Origin of the sequence: Natrononativus amylolyticus (assembly GCF_024362525.1) — an archaeon.
Taxonomy (GTDB): domain Archaea; phylum Halobacteriota; class Halobacteria; order Halobacteriales; family Natrialbaceae; genus Natrononativus; species Natrononativus amylolyticus.
Window position 1 is genome coordinate 648258 of record NZ_CP101459.1, and the last position, 17909, is coordinate 666166.

General features: G+C 53.1%; 17 protein-coding genes and 4 pseudogenes. 5 read left to right on the plus strand and 16 right to left on the minus strand.

Features of this window, described 5'->3' with window-relative positions:
* Window positions 1-108 precede the first annotated feature (108 nt).
* Window positions 109-1707, minus strand: coding sequence for a long-chain-fatty-acid--CoA ligase (locus tag NMQ11_RS18395; protein ID WP_255171149.1), 1599 nt, complete (start codon window positions 1705-1707; stop codon window positions 109-111).
* A 307-nt stretch (window positions 1708-2014) separates the two neighbouring features.
* On the opposite strand from NMQ11_RS18395, the gene NMQ11_RS18400 reads away from it, so the two are divergent.
* Window positions 2015-2737 (plus strand): maleate cis-trans isomerase family protein, encoded by a 723-nt coding sequence (locus tag NMQ11_RS18400; protein WP_255171150.1) that lies wholly within the window; start codon window positions 2015-2017, stop codon window positions 2735-2737.
* Here NMQ11_RS18400 and NMQ11_RS18405 read toward each other — a convergent pair.
* Entirely contained in the window at window positions 2732-3607 is an 876-nt protein-coding gene (locus tag NMQ11_RS18405) for a 3-hydroxyacyl-CoA dehydrogenase family protein (RefSeq protein WP_255171151.1), read from the minus strand. The two genes, NMQ11_RS18400 and NMQ11_RS18405, sit on opposite strands and share 6 nt — an antisense overlap.
* Window positions 3608-3795: 188 nt before the next feature.
* Between NMQ11_RS18405 and NMQ11_RS18410 the strand changes: the two genes are divergently transcribed.
* Both NMQ11_RS18410 and NMQ11_RS18415 read left to right on the plus strand, forming a co-directional pair.
* Window positions 3796-5001: a CaiB/BaiF CoA transferase family protein gene (locus NMQ11_RS18410; RefSeq protein ID WP_255171152.1), complete on the plus strand. Its 1206-nt coding sequence runs from the start codon at window positions 3796-3798 to the stop codon at window positions 4999-5001.
* Between the two features lie 532 nt (window positions 5002-5533).
* A complete protein-coding gene (locus NMQ11_RS18415; RefSeq protein WP_255171153.1) occupies window positions 5534-6295 on the plus strand; it encodes an IclR family transcriptional regulator in 762 nt (253 codons plus the stop codon).
* A gap of 901 nt (window positions 6296-7196) precedes the next feature.
* Here the strand turns inward: NMQ11_RS18415 and NMQ11_RS18420 are convergent.
* The 12 genes and pseudogenes from NMQ11_RS18420 to NMQ11_RS18470 form a co-directional block, all read right to left on the minus strand.
* A pseudogene (locus NMQ11_RS18420) lies at window positions 7197-7586 on the minus strand (transposase); the annotation flags it as partial.
* 222 nt (window positions 7587-7808) lie between these two features.
* Window positions 7809-8111 carry a hypothetical protein gene (locus tag NMQ11_RS18425; RefSeq protein ID WP_255171154.1) on the minus strand — a complete coding sequence of 101 codons (303 nt, stop codon included), beginning with the start codon at window positions 8109-8111 and terminating at the stop codon, window positions 7809-7811.
* A gap of 282 nt (window positions 8112-8393) precedes the next feature.
* Entirely contained in the window at window positions 8394-8792 is a 399-nt protein-coding gene (locus NMQ11_RS18430) for a DUF7567 family protein (RefSeq protein ID WP_255171155.1), read from the minus strand.
* A 241-nt stretch (window positions 8793-9033) separates the two neighbouring features.
* Window positions 9034-9261: a HalOD1 output domain-containing protein gene (locus NMQ11_RS18435; RefSeq protein ID WP_255171156.1), complete on the minus strand. Its 228-nt coding sequence runs from the start codon at window positions 9259-9261 to the stop codon at window positions 9034-9036.
* Window positions 9262-9276: 15 nt separating this feature from the next.
* Window positions 9277-9441, minus strand: a complete 165-nt coding sequence (locus NMQ11_RS20265) for a DUF7563 family protein (protein WP_425607716.1) — start codon at window positions 9439-9441, stop codon at window positions 9277-9279.
* A gap of 2 nt (window positions 9442-9443) precedes the next feature.
* Entirely contained in the window at window positions 9444-9617 is a 174-nt protein-coding gene (locus NMQ11_RS18440; protein WP_255171157.1) for a hypothetical protein, read from the minus strand.
* Complete coding sequence (locus NMQ11_RS18445) at window positions 9617-9937, minus strand: DUF8118 domain-containing protein (protein ID WP_255171158.1); 321 nt, start codon at window positions 9935-9937, stop codon at window positions 9617-9619. The genes NMQ11_RS18440 and NMQ11_RS18445 overlap by 1 nt, the downstream gene beginning before the upstream one ends.
* A gap of 84 nt (window positions 9938-10021) precedes the next feature.
* Window positions 10022-10402, minus strand: coding sequence for an SWIM zinc finger family protein (locus tag NMQ11_RS18450; RefSeq protein ID WP_255171159.1), 381 nt, complete (start codon window positions 10400-10402; stop codon window positions 10022-10024).
* Window positions 10403-10739: 337 nt separating this feature from the next.
* A complete protein-coding gene (locus NMQ11_RS18455; RefSeq protein WP_255171160.1) occupies window positions 10740-11207 on the minus strand; it encodes a hypothetical protein in 468 nt (155 codons plus the stop codon).
* Between the two features lie 563 nt (window positions 11208-11770).
* Entirely contained in the window at window positions 11771-12250 is a 480-nt protein-coding gene (locus NMQ11_RS18460; RefSeq protein ID WP_255171161.1) for a type II toxin-antitoxin system VapC family toxin, read from the minus strand.
* Between the two features lie 9 nt (window positions 12251-12259).
* Complete coding sequence (locus tag NMQ11_RS18465; RefSeq protein WP_255171162.1) at window positions 12260-12529, minus strand: AbrB/MazE/SpoVT family DNA-binding domain-containing protein; 270 nt, start codon at window positions 12527-12529, stop codon at window positions 12260-12262.
* A gap of 313 nt (window positions 12530-12842) precedes the next feature.
* Window positions 12843-13784, minus strand: coding sequence for a DNA-binding protein (locus NMQ11_RS18470; protein ID WP_255171163.1), 942 nt, complete (start codon window positions 13782-13784; stop codon window positions 12843-12845).
* Between the two features lie 949 nt (window positions 13785-14733).
* Here NMQ11_RS18470 and NMQ11_RS18475 point away from each other — a divergent pair.
* A pseudogene (locus NMQ11_RS18475) lies at window positions 14734-15305 on the plus strand (IS630 family transposase); the annotation flags it as partial.
* Between the two features lie 325 nt (window positions 15306-15630).
* Here the strand turns inward: NMQ11_RS18475 and NMQ11_RS18480 are convergent.
* Entirely contained in the window at window positions 15631-16560 is a 930-nt protein-coding gene (locus tag NMQ11_RS18480; protein ID WP_255171164.1) for a hypothetical protein, read from the minus strand.
* An 83-nt stretch (window positions 16561-16643) separates the two neighbouring features.
* On the opposite strand from NMQ11_RS18480, the pseudogene NMQ11_RS18485 reads away from it, so the two are divergent.
* A pseudogene (locus tag NMQ11_RS18485) lies at window positions 16644-17228 on the plus strand (IS6 family transposase); the annotation flags it as partial.
* On the opposite strand, the pseudogene NMQ11_RS18490 reads toward NMQ11_RS18485, so the two are convergent.
* A pseudogene (locus NMQ11_RS18490) lies at window positions 17191-17804 on the minus strand (hypothetical protein). The pseudogenes NMQ11_RS18485 and NMQ11_RS18490 overlap by 38 nt on opposite strands.
* Window positions 17805-17909 lie beyond the last annotated feature (105 nt).

Here is a 17909-nt window from a genome sequence, read left to right on the forward strand (position 1 = left end):
AATGATGATGCCAACAGTCAGTAAGTAAGTTATGCGTCTCTGTGACGCAATGCTCACGAAAAACTACTATTACAGGATACGGATCTCTGTTCAGTACTCCGGTAACCGCTATCCACTCCCAATGGCCTGGTCTTCGTCCTCCCAGTACTTTTCACGTAGTTCGTGTTTCTTGATTTTCCCTGTAGATGTTTCAGGAAGGTCGTTGACGAATTCAACACTCGTCGGTGCTTTGAAGCTTGCCAGCTTATCCTTACAATGAGTGATTACATCCGATTCTGTGAGTTTAGAGTCATTCCGGGTGATGATTAGTGCTTTTGGTGTTTCTCCCCATTCATCGTGCGGCACGGGGATAACGGTCGCTCTCACTACATCTGGAATATCATAGATCGCATCTTCGACCTCGAGCGTAGATATATTCTCGCCACCAGAGATGATTACGTCCTTTTTCCGGTCTTTGATAGTAACAAAGCCGTTTTCATCGATCGTTCCGAGGTCACCGGAATGGAACCACCCATCGACTCGGTCGGAGAAGGCCTCCTCGGTTTTCTGTGGTTTGTTCCAATACCGATCGAAAACAAGATTTCCTTTGAGTACGATCTCTCCCATCGTTTCGTCATCTCGGGGGACGTCGTTCCCCTGTTTATCAACTACTCGCATTTCGTTCCCAATCGACGGGATCCCCTGTTTAGTCTTCACAGCGACTCGTCCCTTTGAGTCTATACGCCGTGGCGAGTAACTTGTAGTGTAAGGACCAGACTCAGTATGTCCATAAAAGTGATAGAGGTCCCATCCGAGATCATCTTCGATAGCTTCGATCGTCGCTCGCGGTGGTGACGCAGCAGCCGTTGATATCGTAACAGAATTCTCACCCGCTGTAACAAGGTCATCAGTCTCCTCGTTATACTCAAGAAGGCGGTTAAGCACTGTCGGTGCACCCGATAAGTATGACACATTATACTCGCGAATTCGCTCGAAGGCCGCTTCGGCAGAAAAATCTCGGAAGCAAACGTGCGTTCCACCGACACCCGTAATAGTATACATATTGCTCCACCCCTCCACGTGAAACATTGGGAGTGTCCAAAGGTACACGGTATCATCTTTGAGTTGGACGTTCAATGCGTGAGTTATAGCGTTCGAGAAATTAGTTCGATGTGTTCGAACAACCCCTTTCGGTGGACCAGTCGTTCCACTCGTATAGTTGATCGTAGCTTCATCGTCTTCCTGAATGTCTGGCCGATCAGGTTGCGATTTAGACGCTCCTTCAATGAGCTCGTCATAATCAGTCCAAGAGCCTTTTGCACGCTCGGCCTTGTAACAAATGAATTGATCAGCGGGGACGTCATCACGAACTGGATCAACTTTTTCTGCGAATTCGTAGTCAACGAGAACCGCATCCGCTTCCGAGTCTGAAAGGAGATACTGGTAGTCACTCTCGATGAGTCGATAATTTAACGGCACAAAGACCATCCCTAGCTGCTGGACGGCGTATAGCGTTTCCAAACACCAGTGAGTGTTTTGGCTGACGATTGCGACATGATTTCCCTCTTCAAGGCCAAGATCGAGCAACGCGTTAGAGAGGCGATTTACTCGATGACCAAACTCATCGTATGTGAATTCTGTCCCATCGTCGGCAATCACCCCAACAACATCACCGTAGTACTCTACTGCTCGGTCAAGAAAGTGGGGAGTGATATTCGGTACGTTCATGCAGTGGTGCGTTCACACTGACCTTACTTCATCATTATGGATGTCAACTAGACAGGACTCTATTGGCACCTAATGTGACTGTGTGAGTCCTCATTTCCGATTGTCCTGAATCACTGCTGATGTACAGTCTAACTGGTTTCCAAAGAGAGGCGTATCATAACAAATTAGTGGGTATGAGTTATGGGATAACGTATGACAATCGATTGTGTTATACGAAAGATAGTCGGGAAGACAAAGAGGGGAGATATTCAGAACCGCCGACAGATAAATATCGCGACCGATTCCACCCAGGAAACGAGGTAGACAAATGTACGGCTGGCGTGCACGATTCGGATTACTCGTACCGTCCTCAAACACAACAAATGAACCGGAATTCCGTGAGACGCTTCCAAAGGGGGTCGAATTGTATACAGCTCGACTCCCTCTTGATCGTGTCGGAGCTGAAGAGTTGAGCAAAATGTCCGAGACCGCATCCAGAGAGGCAGAGAAACTTAGCCATGCCAACGTTGACGTACTCGCATACGGCTGTACAACGGGAAGTCTCGTAAACGGTCGCGGATATGCCCTCGAATTAGAGAAGACTCTATCTAAAAGCGCAGATGCGCCTGCCGTTGTAACGGCTTTGTCCGTCGAGCGTGCCCTTGCTGCGCTCGGTGCGAACCGAATTTCGGTGGTCACACCCTACATTCAAGAGCTCAATGAGTTAGAACGGGAGTTCCTCGAAGCCGGCAGTGTTGAAGTCGAAAATATTGACGGCCGCGGACTAGACCAAAACCTCGAAATCGGTGCTTTATCTCAAAACGAGGCGTATCTGCACGCCGCTGAGGCTGCTGAATGGGATGTTGATGCGGTATTCATTTCGTGTACGAACTATCGAACGTTTTCGGTTATCGATCAACTAGAAGAAGACTTCGGAACACCCGTGGTAACTTCCAACCAGGCAACATTGTGGGATGCACTCCGTCAAATGAGAATAGATTCCAGGGGTATTGGACCAGGAAAGTTGTTTGAGAAGGCCCGTGATTTATGAGGTGTTAGTTACACCGACCGCTTTTCCATCTGCCCATTCATAAAATCCATTCCCCGTTTTCTTGCCAAGGTTACCGGCCCGCACCTTCCGCTTGAGTAACTGAGGGGGTCGAAATCGTTCTCCAAGTTCTTCATGGAGGTACTCCAGGATATCAAGTCGAACATCAAGACCTACAATGTCTGTTAGCTTGAGCGGTCCCATTGGATGATTATATCCCACCTCCATTACGCTGTCAATTGCCTCAGCGTCAGCAACACCCTGTTCAACCATACGAATAGCCTCTACGCCTAGAGTAACACCAAGCCTCGAGGAAGCAAAGCCCGGAAAATCATTGACGGTGACGGGCTTTTTACCGAGATCTTGAACGAAAAGCTCTGCTTGGGTTTGAGTCTCCTCACTTGTTTGTGCCGCGACGACCACCTCAACAAGTGGCATGATGTGAACTGGATTGAAGAAGTGAATTCCAATCGCTCGAGATGGGCATGTGAGGTCGTTTATTAGCTCCGTCACCGAGAGCGATGATGTGTTAGTAGCGATTAACGTATCATCACAAACTGCTGCTTCAACATCATCGAATACACTCTTTTTCAGCTCTATATTCTCAGGGACAGCTTCGATAACGAGATCGGCATGCTCACAAGCAATTTGGAAATCAGTGCTTCCCTCAATGCGTTCGAGGGTTTCATCAACTGATGTTTCATCTACTTTTCCCTTTTTCACGCCCTTATCGAGGTTCGACTTAATTGCATCGAGACCATCACCAACAATCTCGTCGTCAATATCGTACAGTACAACGTCGTGCTCAGCCATTGCGCTTACTTGTGCGATGCCGTGTCCCATTGTTCCAGCTCCAATAACGGTGACGTACATGCACTTCTCCATCTCTTCGGTTCAATTAAAACTGTTTCCCAAACAAAAAGGAAGATTGACGGTTGTGAATCCGTAGCGTTTGCCTTTGCGAACACCAGCAGGAATTCTAAGGTTTTCATAGACTGCACTGCAAGGAGATACCGCTCTAGGAGCAATATTATTAAGCAGCGAAGATAATACCGTAGTTAATGCCACTTTCAGATGTACGGGTTGTCGACCTGAGTCAAGCTGTCGCTGGTCCGTTCTGTGCAATGTTCCTTGCAGATCTCGGAGCTGACGTCGTAAAAATCGAGCGACCCAGTGGGGACGTATATCGAGTCGATCGACGAGAATTAAACGGGAAAGGCTTCAACCCACCGTTTGAGTTGTATAATCGGAACAAGCGGGCACTTGGGCTTGACCTGAAGTCGGACGAGGGAATTAAATTATTCCACGAGTTAGTTGAGAAAGCAGATATCGTCATACAAAACTGGCCGCCCGGTGTTGCAGCTAAGCTCCGTGCGGATTACGAAGCGCTGACAGAAATCAACGAAGATCTCATCTACGTTCATGTCACCGGGTATGGTGAAGATGGTCCCGATGCGAGGAAACCTGCAATGGATACAATCATCCAACACTTATCTGGGTTCTCTAGTCTCCTCGGATACGACGGCGATCCACCAATTCGGTCACAATCCTCACTGGCAGATTTCTATGCTGGGTACAATGCAGCTATCAGTACACTCGCTGCACTCCGGCATCGTGATCGTGGAAACGGTGGACAAAAGATCGACATTTCTCTTCTTGAGTCGATGATGCACAATATGGATGGGGCGTTTGAATATTATACAAATCTCGGTGAGAAACTCGAGCGAGGGGGACGCAACGGATTTTTCGAGCCGGACATGCTCTATGGCGCAGCACGAGCCGCAGACGGTTGGGTGTGCGTGGCCCTCCTTTTATACTCCGATCGCGTTTGGAAAGGATATTGTGAACTACTTGACCGGCCAGAACTCCTTGAGAAGGACAAGTACCAGTCTGATAGTGGCCGTATGGCTGATGCCGAAAAACTAACAGCACTGTTCGAAGACTGGCTGCATGAACGAGAAGTTGATGATGTAGTTGAAACGCTCAACAATCATGGAATCCCTGCTGCCAGGCATAATTCAATCGCTGAAGCGACGAACCTAGACCAGGTCAAAGCTCGAGACGTATTTACAGAAGTTGATCACCCACGATATGGAAGTATTACGTTGACAAACAGCCCGCTTCGGTTCTCAGAGTCCAATGTAGAGATCCGGCGACCAGCGCCGACTCTAGGTCAACATAACGAAGAGATACTCACCGAACTCGAGTATCCACCAGAGAAGATTGGACAGCTAGAGGATCAAGAAGTCATCGTTGATGACGAATAAGATTCTAAGACTATAATTCGGCTCTCGCGAATGTGAGTTCCTGCCTTAGAGACACCATGGTCGTCATTTCCAATAGTTGATTCGATTTGATCGGTAGCGATACAAATTCGGCCCCCTAGAGCATGATTTGAGAATAGCACAGTGCTCTACTAGCTAATTCAATTGAAGTTATTGGTGTTAAAGTGGTAACCAAATAGCAGTGGAAAATTCAGAGTGAGTGGAACTGGGCTGCATAGCCGCCCCCATATATAATTCCGAAAATGCGAATCTCAGTGAATGACATACAGTAAATAATAGTAGACTATTCGTGTAATATCTTGATTGTGAGTAACAGGCACAAGAGGTGCTATTTGTGGGTTGTAACCAACGCCCATAGCTTATCGCGGTAATATTCCACTCCAGTTTGGTGTAATTTGCGTAAATTGAGGTGCAACTAATGAGTTTAAATTTGGAATTTTCTATGCTAATACGAGATCACGAATCTCCATTCGGCAGAGGGGAACTTTATAACAATAGGGGCTAATAACACGGTATGGACGAAAACAAACGGCTGCTCGCAACAACCGAGACTTCACTCGAAATTATTGAAAAACTCAAACAGCTTGATGGAGGTAGGGTAACCGAAGTCGCAGACGAAGTTGGGATTGCACCGAGCACTGCTCATAGTCATCTCACAACACTCGAGCAACGTCAATTTGTAATCAAAGAGGGCGACGAATATCGTTTGGGTTTGAAATTCCTTGAGCTAGGTGAACATGTACAGAAGAACGATTATTTCTCATTAGCGGAATCAAAAGCTAATCAATTGGCTGAAGAAACAGGCGGTCGAGCTCACTTTACAGTAGAGGAGCACGGGCAAGGAGTATATGTATATACATTTTCAGGGAAACACGCTATCGAAACATACTCACGTGAAGGGCGGAGGTTTCCGCTTCATCAAGCCGCTGCGGGTAAAGCGATTTTGGCATATCTTCCAGACGAACAAGTGGACAAGATAGTCGATCGCTATGGATTAGAGCGACGTACTGACAACACTATTACAGAGCGCAAGGAGTTGAAAAGCGAATTAGCGACCATTCGCGACAGGAATGGTGTTTCCTTCAACCATGAAGAGCAAGTGAAGGGGATCCGTGCTGTTGGTGCACCCATCTGCTCGCCGAATAAGGGAGTTATCGGCGCTCTGAGTGTATCTGGGCCAGCTCATCGGTTCAAAGGAGAATTTTATGAAGAACAGCTACCAGATATAGTCATAGGGACAGCAAACGAACTCGAGCTGCAGATTCAGTATTCGTAATTTCCGAATGCACGACAATCTTTACGGCACGACATTTAGAACTACAATTGGAGGGATAGTAGCTTTGCGTAGTAACATTGTAAAAGTGATTAAAAGTCAGCTTGAGATGATTTACAGGCATATGTTTGTAATAGAGCCCATCAAAATGTTGTATTTTAATGCAATAATTGGAGTGTCATAGCTTGTTATTTGGATGATTCAATTATAACCAAATTTTTGGAAAAGTGTTTTCATCTAGGCCAGAGATTAGTTTCTGTTATCAAGTAGAAGAGTTCTTATCAGATATTTAATAATCATTATTACAGATGGTATTGTGAGCATTCAGAACTATAGCCCGAGTACTTTGACTACAGATAGGAGGCGATTATGGTTATTTTCTGAAGGCTACAAGCCCGATTCAGGACAGTGTCTAATTTGGCCAGTTTGAGGAACCAACAGGTCGTGGAATTAGTCTGGAATGGTGTCCATAAACCTGCTCAGTCAATCGTATGCGAGGGTCTTGATGTCGGAATGTTAAACCGCGAAATGCCGATCCCAGCGCCACATTCTTGCACCAACTAGTCGTCGAGAAAAGCCGTTTCATAGAGATCGTGTTTCTCGCCGACGGCTACGGCTATCTAACTTCTATCCACTGGTTGGCGTTGAAGAGGTAGGTCGACTATGTTAACCGAAACCCGATTGGGAAGTAGTATACCCGCTGAAGGTGCGGGCCGGGCGCTTCCACAATTCGTGGGTCGCCAGTCGGGTGAACGTCAAAGTTTGACTTGCTCAACTTTGGCACTACTATAACACTCACCAACGATACATATCAAATTGTATAATAAATGGTAGAGGTGCTGAACTATAGTAGTCGTTGAAAGTCATTGCACTCCTGGTTACGAATGTGCGGCTATAGTAGATGTTAGAAATGATTGTTCACGTTAGGGATAGAGAGCTGATCAAGAACGGTATCGACCGCGGTTGTCAGCTCAGAAAGTGAGACAAAAAACCGGTTGCTTAGTGCTGATTGCAGCTGTCTCTAGCACTCTTCGACCGGATTGAGTTCGGGAGAGTACGCCGGTAACGTGACGAAGGCAAAGTCGTAACGGACCTGGCGGCCCGTGACGGCCGACGCCTGAAAGTACGGCGCTGCATCTAACACAACGATCAAATCATCTTCGAACTCTTGGCATAGCGAAAGAAGGAAATGTTTCGCGTGGGCGGCGGTGACGTACTCTTCGAATCGAGCGAAAAAGCGATCACCATCTTCGGTGATCGCGCCCAACAGACACGTCCAGTCGCGTTGCCCCTCTATCCCTCTCTGAGGGAGAATCAACACTACTGAACAGGAGGTCACGGGGCGGTGGGAGGTCGATGGCGTGCCGGATCGTCACACGAGCAACCGAGTGCAGCGACGTCCCCACAGTTCGTACACTCGTAGATCGGAACGACGTCCGACCCACGCTGGGACAGCGGGCCGTCTCTCGATCCCTCGTATCCACACTCAGCGCAGTGGGAGCGTACCACCGTTCGCTCACCCCGACCTCACTTGATGTCGATTGTGCCAGACCTCAGCAGTGAACTCCTCGAGGGTGGTGAGCGCGTCACGGCGGCTTGACGCGTCGGCGGTCTCAGCAATATCGCCGTGGTGAAGATCGAGCGACAGTCCTGGCGCACTATCGTAGGTGCCGAGAAAACCACAGTGGCCTCTCGGAGGGCTGAGGGTCTGGACGTCTGGCTCGGCTCTGCACCCGATACTGGCTGCAAACTGGGCGGTGATCGTCCCCTCGGCGTGAACTCTCATGAGGAGATCAGTAGCGATCCGGAGTTCAGTCATGGTAGGGACCGTCCCTCCTCGTCGTTGATGCCCGCACTGGGGCCGTCTTGGGATGGTGTCTGTTCCTCGCTGTCCCCGTCCTCGACTCGAGTCTGTCGAGGGAGAGGGACGTCTTCGTCGAACGCGTGCTCGTATACGTCTAGGAATGGCATGGTGATCAGTCTGGAGAGCGCGTATTGCTTGTTCGCGCTTCCTCCACCCCTCTACGAGGGTAGAACAACACCACGTGCGATGTGTTCGTACGGACTGGCTGGGCTGGTGGAGTCACCCCACGGATTCAGATCATCCCTCGTCCGTGGAGTAACTCTGCTCGTCCTCTGGCTCTCGATCCCACGCTGGCTCCCACTCACAGTCGTCGTGAACGTGGTCTGCATACGCCGAAAACCAGTACCGGTCGTATCCATGTGCCTCTGTTCCGAGCCACTTTCCCGACGCACGTGGCCCGTACTCGTCGGTGTCGGGAATTGGATCAGCCCCATCGACCGACCAGGAGTATGAGCTGTCGAACTCGGCGATGAACCCCTGATCACCTGCAGGTTCTCGAAGCGTGCATCGGGTGTTGCACGTCGTGCAAAACACCCCCTGGAACACGAGATGTACCCACTTGTCGGAGCCACAAACCGGACACTCCACAACGTCGAACGCGCCAGTATACCGCTCTTCGATCTCGACGAGCGGCATCACTGCTCACCTCCGTTGTCGACGATCGTCGCGATTCCCGTCTCGATGCACTGAATAGTCGGTGGCTGTGCTGCTGCCGTCTCGTTTGCGTGAGACATCTCTGATACCCTCCACCCCTCCAGGGGTGGAACAACACTTGGCCTGATCACGTCGAAGATACAGGGGCTACCCAGAGTCCAGTACAATCGAATTCGAGAACACATCGTTCATACGAACTCGCTGCGGACCGAGTGATCGTCTCTCAGGTTGTCCGAACGAGCAGTTCCTTCTCGGTGAGTGTGACGTCGTACTCACCGATTGAGAATGCGACCGACACCGGCTCGCCAGTCGTGACGAGTCGATCGAGCGTTTCGGAATCAAGCGTGTCGGAGAGGACGATCCCGAGGGTTGGTCCCAGCTCGGTCGATGGGCAGTTCTCGAGCCTCGCGATCGCTTCGATCAGTGCGATGCTGGCGGCGTTTTCGACCACTCGTATTCGACTTGTCTAGTTGCCATGATTCACCTTCACTGTTAACCCCGCCCCAGCTCCTGCCAATCTCGCCTGCTGGGTTCGACAGTTCGGACAAGCATGAAGCGTTCCAGTGTTGTCTGCAAACACACGCTTATACTGTTCTGTAACGTGACTGCCACAGTTCGAACACTCAGGCATCGTCAGGCCCCCACGTCCGTCTGCTCGTAGACGGCGATCGTCGCCTCGAGTTCGGCGATCGAGTCTGCGAGGGTCAACGGCTCGGCCAGGTGCTCCTCGACCGTTCGCAGATTGGCCAGAACTGCTTCGAGTTCGGCCTGTACTCGGTCGTCAGGCCATCCAGTGGACTCACTCATCACGACTCACCCTCCGGGCAGCCGGGCGCATGCGGCAGTTTGTCCTGTCCACCAAGTTCGACCAGCAGCTCACGTTTGCAGTACCTACACCGGATGTACGCCTTCCCGCCCTGTTCCGGCGGTTCGATATGTCGCGTGTACGGCGGCCTCTCGGAATCGGTCCGGATGGTCTCGGTGGCTGCGGTCCCGCCATCGGACACCACCCGCTCTGTGCAAACAGTCAGTTCGGCTGCTGCACGCAGACGCAGCTCTCTGCCCGTGTCGGTTTCGTAGTAGTCAGCTCGCTGTACCACTCGGTCGATGGTTCTAACCTGTTGCATCGGTTCAAACCCTCCACCCCTCTCGAGGGTGAGAACAACACCACATGCGGTGGGTTCGTGCCGACGCTAGTCGGTTCGGCAAGGTTACCCCACACCTTCGGACTCGATTTCATGCGTGGGGTAACTCACAATGCTGGCGGACTCGCTGGGGGCCTGCGCCCTAGTCTGCAGTTCGCGAATCCGCTGTGCGTGGCGTGTAGCCTCGAGAACGGACGTTCGGATCGCGACTGCAACCCGATGTTTGCACGCGCCCTGGTGGTGTTCGTCTGCCGGGCACGTACAGCTGTGCGGCAGGCCGTCCTCGATCGTAACCAGATACTCGTGATCCTCCGGATTCGCATGGCTGATATTGCGAGCGAGGACGCCCTGCGAGACAAGTTCGAACTCGAAGGCTTCGTACTGGGCGCGTCGGAGCGTCCGCTGGGTCGGTTCAAGTCGCTCGAGTGGGTGTGCTGATGGTGACATCGATCAGGTCAACTGCGGCTAGACTGGTCGATCGTGTCGAGTTACGCACTCTCGCATTCCGAGCAAATCAGTTGAACACCGAGGTCACAGGCAGTTTCACAGCTCTGGGTCGGAACAAGTCCGAACTTCCCACAGTACTCACAGCTCGTGTTGGTGTGACCAGGAGCGTCGAACACGTCGAAGCGGGTACGTTTGACGGCATTATCAGTCTCGGTGATGAACTCAACGGCGATTGGTATGTTGGTCCGACTAGCAGTTTGCATTGTTTTCAATCTCTCTACCCCTCCCAAGGGGTGAACAACGCTACCGGCTGTGCGTTCGTCGCAAGGCTTTCGACTCAGCGGATTGGCTTCGGCCCCCGCGACGAGAAGGTGATCTCGCCGTTCTCTCGCTCGTCTTCCGTCTGCAGGTTGTATTGCTCCCCAAGGTCACTGCAGACGGTTTCTGCGACCTCGAGTGCTTCCTCGAGCGTTGGGGCTTCGGCTTCGATCGATCCCCAGTCCGGATTTGCGTTCGGATAGACGGCCACTTGGTACGTGTCAACGAAACAGTCGGGCCAGCTCGACGATGGCTGGTACACCGCTGTCGGTGCGATCGTTACTTCCATCGGCGTCGAGAATACTGCCTTACCCACCTCGTCGACGATGAACCGAACCAACGAGAACACACACTGCCGCCGACCCAGTGCCCACGATCGGACGCTACCCTGCTCACAATCCCATACCGGGAATCGTTCCTCGATGCTCTCCGACGCCTCGAGTACCTGTGCGGTCGCCAGTCGACTGACCGATTCGTGTATCGACATCTCTTGAACCCTCTACCCCTCTCAGAGGGGCGAACAACACCACTGGGCGGATGCATTGTCGTGTCCTTCTCGTTCGCCGATCCGCCGTGGCCCGTGTCGCCGATCTCACCCACACTTCGAACAGACGAGGTCGACGTCCCGGATTGTGGCTTCCTCGCAAGCCAGCGTCGTGACCAGACCGTATGTCCCACAGCTGTCGTACCTCGTTCCAGAGCGGGCCGCAAGAGCCGGCAGTTCACCGTGAGGATCGTGATCGGGTTTCTGGAACAATGGATCGTCTCTGGTTTTGAACTCAACAACAATCGACTCTGACTGGCTATCTGGTACTGGCATCTTTGATCCCTCTACCCTGCTGAGAGGGGCAAACAACCCCACGATCGTGTCGAACTGAATGTTGCGTCAATCGTGGACTGATGAGTTTGTGATCTCCTGCTCAGACGTCTGAGAACGACTAGTTTCTACTTTCATGTGCGAGAGACAAGGCGCGATTGTCGCACAAGTCAGAGCGTGATCAACGCGGAGGAGGAAATGCTCAGTACACGTTGTCCTAATCGCAGGTTGGCCTACCCATCAATGAGTGTGAGTTTCTCACGCTTTTCTGTCGGGATTGGATTGACGTATTTCACATCTTCGCCGTCGCAAAGGTCGTCGAAATCACTGTCGGTAGTGATCAAGTAATCGGCATCATACGACCGCGCGAGCGCTAAGATGAACGAGTCGTACACGTCGTGATTTTTCTCGGCGCTAATATCGTACGCTTCGAGAAGCGTCGACTCGGTGGCGCTCACGATTCGCGCTGGGCTTCGTACGAGCGATTGAATCGCATTGCGAGCATCAACAGTGTTCACACCAAAATTGCCCGTCATAAGATACTGTGCTCGTAACGGGTAGTAATCGAATACGAGTAAGACGTTCGGTCCATCAAGTGTGTTCTGGATCCACGGATATACATCATCATACGCGGGATGGTTATCGGTCAGCCCGATCGCAAGAACGTTTACATCAGTGAGGATCGTCACCTCGGTCGGGAAAGAATCAGGCATTCGGCTTCTTTACCGATTCATTGGCCCGAAGAGCGTTTCTCCAGCATCAGTCGGTGTGGAGTTCTCCCAGTTATCCCGCTCTGCTGTTGCTGTCTTCAGTTTCGAACTCGGCTTCGGGTTGACCTCGAGGACGGATCCAATGAGGGTAGCGGGGATCTCATCGTTCGATTCGATTCCGAGTCGCTCTCGAATCTCTTTCGGGAGCGTTACCCGTCCTCTGTCATCCACTTTGAGTGTGAGTTCTTCTCCGTGGTTCGCTTCAAACGAGGTCTTTCCCATTTTGAATCACCTAATACCCACTATCCGACTGACATACAAAACCTTTGCGCTCCTCCCTGTCTTGGCACGTTCGCACGCTTCTGAGGCAGTGCAGGGCAAGAACTCCGGCGGTCACGCCGGAGGATGCCATCCGACTGGGCTGCTCGACGAAGCTCTCAGAACTGCATCAGCGTGGCGCGCGATGAATCCGCGCTAAACGCGGAGAACGCGTGAGGGACGAGCGACGCGACCGCAGGGAGCAAAGCGAGGAGGCTGGGGAGGACGCGAGCGAAGCGAGCGTGTGGTCGTCCACACAAAAAGAGGTGAGACGACGCTATTCCTGGGTCCACCACCGTCCGCGTTCGGGGAACTCGAGGCGGCTCCAGCCGGTCACGGCGAGGTTACATTGCTCGTTGTGCCAGTTCTTCGCCGCGTTCCGGATCCGCACTGTCTGACCCTCGCTCACTGTCGTCTGGTAGGAGTTCTTCCAGATTGTAAACTTCATCTTCTCCGTGTCGTCTGCGATCAGCCCCACTTGGCTGATCGACGGCTTCGAGGGCGCCCACAACTCAATGATCTCGCCTTCCACGTCCACTTCGCCTGCTTCCACCTCCGGCACGTCTGCGATGTCGACGATTGTTCCCGACTCGGCCTTCACTTCCTCCATCTGCTCGAGGGTTGCGTCGATCATTGACTGTCCCCCCGCGACCTTCTCGCCAAGGCTACGGCTCACTGCTGCTCGGCTTGGCCCCCCGCGCACCGATTCCGTGATCCGCACTGACTGCGTGTTGACTTCCGCCAACTGTATGTGTTCCAACTCCGACCGGGGATCCGCCCTTTCGACCCGCCGCTGTCTGCGCTGCTCGACGACGATCTCTCGCGCCCGTGCTTCCCGCCCGTCCTGCCGTCCGAACGTCGCCTTTGCACTGATCAACTCGAGCTCCTCCTCCCGACCTCGAATCCGCTCTTCTTGCGCCAGTGGCAGGTGGCCGAATTCATTTTCCTCGCGACCAACCACCGTCTCGGGGTGGTTCGTCTCGACTTTCGTGTGTGTCTCCTGCTCGGCACTCGGCGAGAGCTCCGGCGTCTCGTCCACGATGTCTTCCGCGAACGGATCTTCCACCTCCACGCCTACGTCCGTCTTCTCCGCAGCCACCTCTTGGTTGACAGTCGATTCATCCGAAGTTTTATCATCTCGGAAGTTCGTAGAACTCATTGCATTAACCTCGAAGGCGCTTTCCAACGCGTCTTCACCTTCAACTCCTCTGAGTCCCAACTGTGCTCGTCTCCTGCAACCGCTCTCGCTCGCGCCTTCAGGTCCCCTGAGGCGCGAGTAGAGCGGGACACTATACCCCCACCATCCAGCACCGCGCGCCGGGAGCGACCGGAGCAAGCGGCCAGCGGAGTAAGTCCGCTCGTGTCCGGCCCGGACTGCAGGTCCGTGTCCAGTGCGACTGTCGAGACCACGGCGAGCTGTATCGTGGCTCGCCGCGCACATCGGTACCAAGCACTGGAACGCGAAAGCATGCGAGGGGCGCAACCGACGGGCTTACCCGCTGGCGCCGAAGGTACACGCCCGGAACGGGCGCTCGCGGTGCGGAGAGCGCCCGCACGCCCGGAATGGTCAGTCGCGAGCGACGCGAAGGGCGAGGAGGCGAGCGGGGCGTGCCGTCTCGTTCACACCGGTCAAGGAGTGTCAAAACACCCCTACCTTCAGCTCAGCCTGACGGACTTCGAAAGGGCGAGGACGTCTCGGTTGTCCCCGCCGACGCAAGCACCGCAACGACCGAGCGTTGCGAGGGAGTGAGGCGCGCAGCGAGGCGCGGGATGCCGAGCGGCCGAGGGCTTTCGGTGGTAGTGTGCTCCTCTCCCTTCTCGAGTAATATCGATGACATCGTCTCCCTCACAACTACCTCTCTGTCTCCACCCCTCCATCACGATCTTTCCCTCACCCTACACCCTTTTTCTCTTCTCCTCTCCTCGAGCGTCACCTTCACGTCAACCCCACTCTGCCCTACGCGATCCGAGCACTTCACACGTCTATCCGCATCCCCGCAACATCGTCTTCGTCTCTCTCCCAACGCACCAGTGTACTACCATCCCGCCTGTACTGTCTTCTCGAGTGGTCCGTTTACCACCGAAACCGAACCAGTTGAAAGTCCACGTCGACTCCTCTATTATAGTAGTCGTTAGAACTTTTTACGCAGAGGTTGTAGGCCCTTGCAATGGAACATCTTGACGAGATCTCCGTCGAGGATCTTCAGAACGCACTCGGCAACGTAGAAGGAAAGAAACCGACACAACGGCTGTTGGCCGCGATCGCGTACAAAAACGGCGTTCCACAGATTGAACTTGCTGAGTGGTACGGGGTTGAACGGAAAACGATCTATAATTGGCTCACGCGACTCGACACGGACGAGTCGCTCGAGCAGACCGTGACTGATGCTCAGCGGTCTGGGAGGAAACGAAAGCTCTCAGAAACAGAGCAAGAGCAATTCAATGCAACTGTCCACGACTCGCCCGAGGAAGTTGGGTTCGACGCGCCGGCGTGGACGCCGACGCTGGTTCAGCAGTTCCTCGACGAGACGTACGATGTCGAGTACTCAATCCCGAGCTGCCGGCGGTTACTGAAAGAAGCGGGATTGAGTTACCAGAAACCACGCCGTACAGCCGCCGAAGCTGACGAAGACGAACGAGATGAGTTCCACGATGAACTTAAAAAAAGCGGCGGGAGATGGACGCCACAGTAGTCTGTATCGATCACACCAAGAAACCCGTGCAATCTGAACCGCGCGCCGACCCGCCCGGAGCGAGCGGCCAGCTTTAAGCCGTTTCTCGTGTCCGGACCGAACTGCGGGTCCGTGTCCAGGGCGACGGCCGTGCGGAACGGCCCAAAGCGCTGGAACACGAAAGCCCGCGAGGGGCGCAACCGAAAACGCGCTTAATGCTGGCGTCGAAACCAGATGCACTTTAGCCCGGAATGGTCGGTCGCGAGCGGCGCGGAGGGCGGAAGCGGCGAGCGGGGCGTGCCGTAACAAAGGATCTGTTCAACCGAGTTCGGCGCTCAGTGACACAGCCGACATCCTGGTGGAATTAGAAAATAATAACTATTTTATATTTTTCTAAAAGGTACCATTGAGTGCCATCGAATGATCATCGTAGTACGCATACAGCGATCGTGGTGCAGTTTCTGATCCACCATAGTGCATTACGGGACCGTTCGTCTGAATGCCGTTGTTGATGTGGTCCACTGTAAATCGACGATTGGTCTCTTCGTGGATTTGTTGGCCATCGAGCCAGTACCGAACAATCCCATCAGAGTTGGGATCTCCGCCTTGCCCACCATCGACAGTATTCACATGAACATAGTATTCGAATTCGTACCAGACACCGGGCTCAATTGATACGTTATCAATAAGTTCCTCATCGCCACAGCTCTCATTCTGATCCATGTGGTACGTATACGAAAGCAGGTTATACGGACCATCATCGCTTGTACCCTGGCTCGTCACATACATTCGATTAGACCATCCGTCCCATCCATCAGGCGCTCCATCACACCCGGAGCTGTAGGTTCCTTGAGCGATTGCACAGTTCCAGAGCCGACAAGTATCAGTTCCGCTCATCTCCCAGTTGGAATTTAGTGCAAACCGAATTCGTCCGTTGAGTTCGGTCAAATCATCGTCAAAGTCGTAACCAGTACTGATACCCCACGTTTCATCCTCAGGCACACCAATTTGGACAGAGGTATTACCAGAATAAGTAGGACTACTCACTAGACTTATGTTACTACTCTCCCCAGTTGACCGGTTATAAACCTCATCCCAGCTATCGTAGTTATCATAGTCGAGATGAATCTCATTACTGGCGGCTGTTGCAGTATCTACTCCTATCCCAGTAATACCCAACAAACCCCCTCCTCCGAGGGCGCCTCCAGTCTGCAGTACCGCACGTCGAGACAGTCCGTTAGCAACTCTATCTTTGTCGCCGGTCTCCAATTCCTTTTCCTCGATCTCATTTTCGCTCGAACCGATTGGGTGGTAATTCGACATGGCAATTACCTATAGATACTCAACTCACTTATTATTTATGCTCCATGTGGATTAGAGGGGCGGCGCACGCCCTGACAGGCGTCGCCGTCCGGCTCCATGCAACTGGATGTTCACTTCGGGAGACAACAACGATTCTCGCCGAATTAGGCGTTGAACGATCTCATGGGCGGTTTGGAATTGGGTACGTCGGCTGGCTGACAGCGTTTCTGACCCGCCGTCGGCGAAGCCGACGCGAGTCGCGGTTGACGAGACCGCTGTCAAAATCAACGGGGAGTAGTCTTGGTTGTACGCTGCAATAGGCCTCGATACAAAGTTAATTCCGACGTCCAGTTGTTCGGACGCCACGGCACCGATCCGGCAGCTGCATTCCTGCATGGACTCCGCGAGAAACACGATCTCTCCGAGTCGGTGTTTCTCGTCGATCAGTTTGGCTACCGGATTGCTCTTGCTCGGTTAGGATTGAACGGTCGGGTTGACTATACCGACCGAAACCTCATCGAAAGTGGTTTCACACGCTCAAAATGCGAGTTGACTGTTTCCATAACTCGTGGGTGGGCAGTCGGGCGAGCGCACGCAAATGGATTGAACAGTTCGCACATTACTATAACCATCAGAGACCGCATCAATCGCTCAATGGACGAACGCCGGCTGAGGAAGTGCTAAACTAGACAGTGCCGAGTAACGATGATTGAACGGTCCATCCGGAGCGGGGGTGATCCCAGTCCGGATCTCGAGATCAACACGTCTGAGATGTTTGCAGCCGCCGGCAGGCTGGCGTTGTTCCCAATCCGGACAGGTGCACGTCTCTGTCTCGATATCGACCGTGTAGGTGTTCCCGCTCTCGCTGACGACTTCGTAGGTTGCGCCCACGCTGGCGAAGCGAACGTCCATCTCCTCGCTCAGTGCCCGGCGGGTTCGCGGCTCGTCGATCGAGTAGTCGCCTGCCTCGAGCGGAGTCGGTGGGTCTGGTGTCTCACAGTGGCGCTGAATTCGTCGCGGCGATTTCGTTCGTGGCCGCAGTTCCGGCAGCGCCAGTAGCGCGTACGGTACTCGTACCCATCGGTGAGGTCGATCTCGTATGGTGCTGGTTCGGTGCCGGATAGCCACTCGTCGACGGCGACGAGTTCGTGCTCGTTCAGTCGAGCGACGTCGCCGGAATACCGTCGCTCTCGGTCACTGGTGTTGTTGCTGTCATGGCGGTGTTCCTGGTCTTGCTCGCGCTGGATCGGTCGATCTATACTCATGGGCACTCTCGAGGCACGCGTAGGTGCGTCTCACCTCTCAGGTGCGAACAAACGATTCCCGGATTGGACGATTGATAGGGGAGCGTAAGGGCTGACTGGAAAGTG